Source organism: Thermovirga sp. (assembly GCA_012523215.1).
Classification (GTDB): domain Bacteria; phylum Synergistota; class Synergistia; order Synergistales; family Thermovirgaceae; genus 58-81.
This window is the reverse complement of record JAAYIZ010000081.1, coordinates 1-7,341: the sequence shown is the minus strand read 5'-3', so window position 1 is coordinate 7,341 and position 7,341 is coordinate 1. Positions and strand designations below refer to the sequence as shown.

Genomic DNA, 7,341 nt, shown 5'->3' with positions numbered 1-7,341 from the left:
TGTTGAATTCACTGACCATAAGGAAGGGGGAAATCTGAATGAGCAAGGAGTATTCCTACAGGGTACCGGATATGTCGTGCGGTCACTGCGTCAAGAGGATAACCGGGGTCCTGGAGTCGATGGGAGTGAGCGACTTCAGGGTTTCCCTCGAGGAGAAGAAGCTATTCGCAGGCCAGCCTTTCGAAGAAAAGGTCGTCCAGGCCCTTGAAGAGTCAGGATATCCCGTGACACTCGAAAACTGAACAGGACGGCCCACCGAAAGGTGGGCCGTCCTGTTCATAACGTAAGGCCAATCAACAGGATGGGTTTGCCCCCTCCTGGAACAGGGAGGAGATAGGATGTTCCAATTTCCCTCGAAAGGAAACAGCGACCTATCACTGGTTTTGTGCGGTGCGGCAGGCCAGGGCGTTCAGACACTGGAGGAGATCCTGGTCGATTCATTCAGAAAGGCCGGTTACCACGTATTCGCGAGCAGGGAGTATATGTCCAGGGTCAGGGGTGGAAGCAACTCCACAGAGATACGGATCTCCTCCGGGAGAGTGAGGGCTCTTGTCGACAGGATTGACATATTGCTCCCCCTGAACGGCGGCATTAGGGCGAATATCAGGAAGCGCATCTCTCCGGGGACGCTCATCCTGGGAGATGCCGGGGAGATCAAGGATGAACTGGCCGACACGGAAGGTACCTTTTTAAATGTGCCGCTGATGGAGAAGGGCCAAGAGGCAGGAGGCCCTGTCTATACCGGGATCGTGGCGGCGGGGCTCCTCGCGGGACTCCTTGGGGTTCCCTCGGAAATACCCGCAGGACTGTTGAGGGACAGGTTTCTAGCAAAGTCAGAAAAGATTGTGAACAATAATTTGTCGGCTTTGGAAAAGGGCATGGATCTCTTCAGAGAGTTGAAAACGTTGAAAAGTGCTTCTGTCGATATCTCCCGGAAGAAAGAGGCCGTCGGGGAGATGATGATGAATGGGTCGGACGCGGTTTCCCTGGGAGCCCTGGCCGGGGGCTGCGATTTCATATCGTCCTACCCGATGTCCCCGGCCACGGGAGTGCTGACCTACCTGGCTGGGCACGCGAGGACTCATGCCGTGGCCGTGGAGCAGACGGAGGATGAGATAGCCGCCATAAATATGGCCCTGGGCGCTGCCTACGGGGGCGCTAGGAGTATGGTGAGCACCTCCGGGGGCGGTCTTTCGCTGATGGGAGAAGGGGTCAGCCTGGCCGGTATAACGGAACTGCCCATCGTTCTTCACATAGGACAGCGGCCCGGCCCCGCCACGGGCATGGCCACGAGGACCGAACAGGGCGACCTGAACCTGGCCATTTACAGTGGTCATGGCGACGTTCCCCGGGCTGTCTTCGCCCCGGGAAGCCTGGAAAAGGCCTTCCGCCTGACCTTTGAAGCCTTCAACCTGGCCGATGAATTCCAGATCCCCGTATTCATCCTGACAGACCAGTACTTCCTGAACTCCTTCTACAACGTGCCGGTGTTTGACACCAGCGGCCTGAAGGCTCAAAGGTTCCTCGTAGAGTCGGATACCGGCTACCGGCGGTACGAGGTCACCGAAAGCGGCGTCTCCCCCAGGAGCGTCCCCGGTTTTGGCAAGGGGATCGTGGGAACGGACAGCCACGAGCACGACGAGGTCGGTCATGTCCAGGAGGATTTCGAACTTCGTCGTCGCATGGTGGACAAGCGTCTGCGGAAAAGAAAGGGCATCGCAGAGAGGGTTATCGATCCCACGATGAGCGGACCCAATGACTACCGAAACCTGGTGGTGACCTGGGGTTCCCTGTACCATATCGTCGAAGAGGCACTGGAGAAGGCGGGCCTGGAGGAAACGGCCCATCTCCATTTCGACCAGGTGTTCCCCCTTCACCGGGGAACCCGGCTTTACCTGGAGAAGGCCAGGAGGGTTGTAGCCATCGAGGGGAATGCCACCGGGCAGTTCGCTGATCTCATAAGGAAAGAGACGGGATTCCTCATTGAGGATCGCATCCTTTGGTACAGTGGGTTGCAGGTCCCCGTCGAGACCGTGGTCGAGAAGCTCCTCGAGTTGCTGAATTAGGAGGTATTTAAGATGGATCACAGGATTTACGACCTGGAGGGGATTGACAACCAGTGGTGCCCCGGGTGCGGCGATTTCCAGATCCTTGAGGCCCTGAAGAAAGCCCTTGCCGGTCTTGATCTTCCCCCTGAAAAGGTAGTCCTCTTTTCAGGCATAGGCCAGGCAGCCAAGACACCCCATTTCATGAAGGGCAATTTCTTCAACGGGCTGCACGGCCGTTCGATCTCCAACGCCACGGGAATGAAGGTCGCGAACAGGGCCCTGACCGTGATCGCCATCGGAGGTGACGGGGATATGTATGGCGAGGGGGGGAATCACTTCATCCATACCATACGCCGAAACCCCGATATCACGAACATAGCGCATAACAACATGGTCTACGGCCTTACCAAGGGGCAGGCCTCCCCGACCAGCGCCGTGGGTTTCAAGACGCCCGTCCAGGTGGACGGGGTGTTTTCCGAACCCTTCAACCCCGTGGCGGTCGCGGTAGCCCTGGGCGCCTCCTTCGTCGCCAGGGCTTATTCGGCCAACATTGACCAGACGGTGGAGATCATAAAAAAGGCTATCCTCCACAAGGGTTACTCGCTGGTGGACATTTTCCAGCCCTGCGTGACCTTCAACAAGGTCAACACCTACGCCTGGTTCGGGGCGAACACCTTTGATCTCCCGGAAGATCACGATCCTTCCGACCGGATGGCCGCCCTGGAGCGAGCCCTGGAGGGACCGCCCTATCCCCTGGGAGTTTTATACAAGATCGAGGGGAAACCCACTTTTGAGGATTCCATGGGGTGTTATTTCGGGGACGACACACCTCTTTATCGGAGGGACTATGAGCCGGATAGGATCAAGGACCTCCTGGCCTCGTTCCGGTAGTCCCCGAATGCGCGGGGTTTTCCGGCCGGCGGCAAATTCATTTCCAGTCCAGGCAGAGGATGCGTTTCCAGGTGAAGTTCTGGATCACTTCCGTGGAAGGTTTTCCTCCCCTTGAAAGGATTTCGTAATCCTCGAGGAGCCTCGAGTAGGCTTCCCGGCGCTCGGCAACCTGTTCGGCGTCCCTGATGGTCGCCGTGATAATGTAAAGTTGGCGGTAAACTTCCGGCACGGGAAGGAAGTTCGGGCCTTCGGGTGTAAGGGCGATGGTGTATACGAAGGTGAGCGTCCTGTTGCCCCCGAACTGGGGGAGGTCGCCGTAAGCGGGTAGGTTGGGCGAGACAAAGAGCGCGGTGCCCCTCGGGGCATAGACCTTCAGGGGAATCGTGTCCCAGTAGGTCTGGCCCAGGGGACTGATGATGACCCAGGCCCTGGGGATGTGCGTGGTTAGCCCGATCCAAAGGTATATCCCCCTTGAGCGGTCACCGGGCCTCGTGAAGGTGATCGTCCAGAGAAGGTCCTTCCTGAGATCCCCGTCGGCGTAGGGTTCGGTGCGGTTCTCCCCGGCGTAGACGTAACCCTCCAGGGGGAGGATCTTCTGTATCCCTGCGGGGGACCGAAGCAGCGCCGAGGATATGACACCCTCGTTGGTCTCCAGGACCAGGCTCACGGGATGCCCCGGGACAGAGAGTATTTTAAGGTGCTGTGCGGCGGCCGGAGAAGAAGGGTATGAAATATAAAGCGTCAACGCGATGAAAATCGCCAGGAACCTGGCTCGGGGTACTCCTCCCGGTTTACAGGGGTACAAAAGCATCACTCCTCGAAAAACGTGAAGATCTAAAGGGCCGTGATCCTGAGCAGGTCTTCGCCCGGTACCTCACGGACCAGTTCGCTCACCTTCCGTTGGAGAAGGGGGTGGACCCAGTCGGGTGCCACCTGGTTGAGTGGCACCAGGACAAAGGACCGGTTGTGCATCTTGGGGTGAGGCAGGACGAGGTCCGGTTCATTGACGGTAAGTCCATCCAGGAAGAGCAGGTCCAGGTCAATTTCTCTCGGTCCCCACCGAAATCTCGAAACCCGCCCCAGCCTGTTCTCGATCTCCTTCAATTTGGAAAACAGTTCCCTGGGCGAGTCGGAGGTTTCGGCCAGCAGACAGGCGTTGAGGAACCAGGGCTGCTCCTTCACGCCCCAGGGAGCCGTCTCGAAAATATCGCTGGTCGCGATGATCGGGATGTCCATGCACCTTATCATCTGCGACGCCTGGCGGATGTAGCCCAGCCTGTCGCCCACGTTGCTTCCGAGGGATATACCGGCCAGCATTAGATTTCCGCCTCCCTCAAGGCCTGGATCATCCTGACGGCTCTCCTGTTTTCCGCCACATCGTGCACCCTGACCAGGGGGATCTCCTTCAGAGCGCAGAAGGCCGAAAGCGCGAGGGTCCCAGCGAGCCTATCGGCGGGGTCGTCCAGGTCCAGGACTTTCCCGATGGTGCTCTTGCGGGAATGGCCAACGAGCAAAGGTCTGGCCAGGGTTTTGAAGGAGACCACACCCTTGAGTATCTGCAGGTTCTGGCTGGCGTTCTTGGAAAAGCCCATGCCAGGGTCCAGAATGACTTGGTTCCGGTTCACGCCGGCTTTCTCGGCCTCATCCAATCGCCGGGAAAAAAAGGATATTATTTCGCCGATTATATCCCCGTAGGTCACTGGGAGGTGCATCCCCCCGGGGACGTCCCTGGCATGCATGATGATGACGGGGTTACCGCTTTTTGCCAGCAGGGGAAACATCTCTTCGTCGAAGACTCCCCCCGAAATGTCGTTGATGATATCGGCCCCGGAATCAATGGCGGCCCTGGCGGTTTCCGCCCGGAAGGTATCGGCGGAGATCAAGACATGCGGCAACTCCTTCCTGACTGCCTCTATGGCCGGGATCAGCCGGGAGGCCTCCTCTTCCTGGCCGAGAGGTCTTGAGCCCGGCCGCGTCGACTCCGCCCCGATATCGATGATATCGGATCCCTCCTCGTGCATTCGGAGAGCGGCGTCGACGCAACCGCTGGTTCCCTCGACCCTGCTCCCGGGGTAAAAAGAATCGGCGGTGATGTTTATAGCACCCATGACCTTTGTGGCTTCGTCCAACTCAAGGTCGGCCCGGCCCGGGATCTTCAGATTCCATCTCGTGACGTCCAGAGAGGATAAGGCCTTAGCGAGGTCCTCCCTTACCACGTCCAGACCCCAATAAGGCATGGATCTCAGCTTGACCGAAAGGTCCTCCAGGGTCTTGCTGGTGCCCAGGAGCACCACGTTGGATCTAGGTACCGATCCTGCAATCGCGCCCCTATGGACGATGGCGTCGCCGCCCCGGGAGAGCAGCTCCTGTTTCAGGGCGTTGGCCGCCCTGAAGTCGACCTCCGGGATGTAAAAGGCCAGCATTCGGCTCTTTCGCTCGAAAAAGTAGAAGCTACGCTCGTCAGCCTCGGTGGCGAGGATCAGGTTGGCCAGGTCATTCTTGTTCTCGATCTCTACCCGGTAAAGTCCCATTTTGGCAGGCCTCCCGTTGGGAATGGGCTATTGTCCTCATTTCAGACCCATTCGCTGATGAATTGTTCCAGGTGGTATGTTTGATTCAGCGAGGCCAGGCAATAGCCCCTGTCTTTTTCGTGTTTAAGGATCGAAAAGGAGGCTGTGTCGAGGTGGACCTTCCAGAAGTAGGGGTCCCCTATGTCCAGTACCTCTGCCAGCAGCGGCTTGAGCACCGCCCGGTGAGACACTATCGCCAAGGTCCCTCCCGCATGGCCCTTTACGAGGGCATCCAGGTTTGCGAAGGCTCTTCTCCTGACGTCACCGAGAGATTCGCCGCCGGCGATGTGGAGCCTTTCGGGATGGGAGAGCCAGAGTTTCCATTCTTCCGGGTATTCCTGCTCGATGTCCGACTTCTTCCTGTTCTCCCACCGGCCCAGGGCAATGTTGATAAAACCCTGCCTGAGAGCCAGTTCGGCCCCGCACCCTTCGGATATGATCCTCGCCGTCTCCTCCGCTCGGAGGAGCGGGCTCGAATATACAATGGAAGGGGTCATGGGCTTTATCGCTTCCGCCAGGGACCTGGCCTGCTTTCTCCCCGCCTCGTTGAGCGGGAAGTCCGTCCTTCCTCTGAACAGACCTTCCCTGTTGCCCTCACACTCGCCATGCCTTATCAGTATCACCGTCGTCATGTTTTTCTCGGTCAAAGGAGAGGACCTCCCGCGGAGAGGATTGTTTACCAAGGCCTATTCTAGGTCAATAGGGACGCAATAGGGGATATCCAAGTTTCTGACCAGTGTTGACAATAGACGATGGCATTGCTAATCTACCCTTCGGACGGATGACCTTTAGCACTCTTAGAACGGGAGTGCTAATAAAAAGTGATAGGGAGTTGCTACGGCAGTGTTAAACGAAAGATATCTAGAAGTGGTCCTCGCGGTGGTTTACGAATACATAAAGACCGGCGAGCCCGTGGGGTCTCGCACCATAGCCAGGAAATTTCTGAAGGATCGCAGCGCCGCGACCATCAGGAACGAAATGGCCGACCTGGAGGAGTCGGAGTATCTTTACCAACCACACACCTCCGCCGGCAGGGTACCCACGCCGAAGGCGTACCGGGTGTACGTGGACGCCATCCTTAGGCGACAGAGGACCTTTCCCTCCGAAAGCGAGGGGTGGATAAAGGAGCTCCGGGAACGAAGAAAAGACGTGGAGGAAGCCCTAATCTACGCCACAAGGCTCCTGGGAAGGATCACCAGTTATATAGGCTTGGCCGCCCTCGGACCTGCCCAGGAACCGGTCCTCGAGAGGGCGGAGTTTCTCAGGATGGGGCACAGCACGGTTCTGATACTGCTTGTGCTCCAGGGAGGGCTTATCCACCACAAGATCTCCACCTTGCCCTGTGATATGACCCAGGAAGCCCTCGATGAGCTTTCACGGCGGGTTTCCACCGTGGCCGTCGGCAGGTCCTGGGGGGAGGTCAGGGGGACACTTCAGACCTACGTGGAAGACGCCCTGGAGCGTTACGCCGAGAGTTGCCGGATGGCCCTGAAGGAGATGGACGGCTTGCTCCTGGAGCAGCCCTTCCAGTTTTTCACCGGGGGCACCCATAATGTCCTGGGTCTCCCCGATTTCAACGACCTTGGCCGTTTACAGACCATAATGGCGCTCCTGGAAGAGGATGAATCCATTGGAATGCTCGTCCGCAACTGTTCGATCGAGAGGGGTCTCCGCGTGACCATAGGGGATGAAAATCCCGAACTGAAGATGCCCGACTGTTCCATACTGATGGCCTCCACGATTGCCGGCGGCCGGAAAGCCGTGGTCGGCCTCATCGGGCCGACGAGGATGGATTACGAAAGATCCATTTCGGTCCTCGAAGGCGTACTCGG

8 protein-coding genes are annotated in these 7,341 nt (G+C 58.0%); 4 read left to right on the top strand and 4 right to left on the bottom strand.

Annotated features, from left to right (window positions below):
* Positions 1-38: 38 nt before the first annotated feature.
* The 3 genes from GX108_02415 to GX108_02405 all read left to right on the top strand — a co-directional run bounded on the left by GX108_02415 (position 39) and on the right by GX108_02405 (position 2,939).
* Positions 39-242: a heavy-metal-associated domain-containing protein gene (locus tag GX108_02415; GenBank protein NLO55901.1), complete on the top strand. Its 204-nt coding sequence runs from the start codon at positions 39-41 to the stop codon at positions 240-242.
* Between the two features lie 96 nt (positions 243-338).
* Positions 339-2,066: a 2-oxoacid:acceptor oxidoreductase subunit alpha gene (locus GX108_02410; protein NLO55900.1), complete on the top strand. Its 1,728-nt coding sequence runs from the start codon at positions 339-341 to the stop codon at positions 2,064-2,066.
* Positions 2,067-2,078: 12 nt separating this feature from the next.
* Positions 2,079-2,939, top strand: coding sequence for a 2-oxoacid ferredoxin oxidoreductase (locus GX108_02405; GenBank protein ID NLO55899.1), 861 nt, complete (start codon positions 2,079-2,081; stop codon positions 2,937-2,939).
* Between the two features lie 37 nt (positions 2,940-2,976).
* Here GX108_02405 and GX108_02400 read toward each other — a convergent pair whose 3' ends face one another.
* The 4 genes from GX108_02400 to GX108_02385 are packed head-to-tail and all read right to left on the bottom strand — an operon-like array spanning position 2,977 to position 6,156.
* A complete protein-coding gene (locus GX108_02400; GenBank protein ID NLO55898.1) occupies positions 2,977-3,750 on the bottom strand; it encodes a hypothetical protein in 774 nt (257 codons plus the stop codon).
* 23 nt (positions 3,751-3,773) lie between these two features.
* A complete protein-coding gene (folK, locus tag GX108_02395) occupies positions 3,774-4,256 on the bottom strand; it encodes a 2-amino-4-hydroxy-6-hydroxymethyldihydropteridine diphosphokinase (GenBank protein ID NLO55897.1) in 483 nt (160 codons plus the stop codon).
* Positions 4,256-5,470: a dihydropteroate synthase gene (folP, locus tag GX108_02390; protein ID NLO55896.1), complete on the bottom strand. Its 1,215-nt coding sequence runs from the start codon at positions 5,468-5,470 to the stop codon at positions 4,256-4,258. The genes folK and folP overlap by 1 nt, the downstream gene beginning before the upstream one ends.
* Positions 5,471-5,511: 41 nt before the next feature.
* Entirely contained in the window at positions 5,512-6,156 is a 645-nt protein-coding gene (locus GX108_02385; protein NLO55895.1) for a histidine phosphatase family protein, read from the bottom strand.
* 196 nt (positions 6,157-6,352) lie between these two features.
* Here GX108_02385 and hrcA point away from each other — a divergent pair.
* Positions 6,353-7,341 (top strand): heat-inducible transcription repressor HrcA (hrcA, locus tag GX108_02380; GenBank protein ID NLO55894.1); only part of this gene is annotated, 989 nt, incomplete at its 3' end.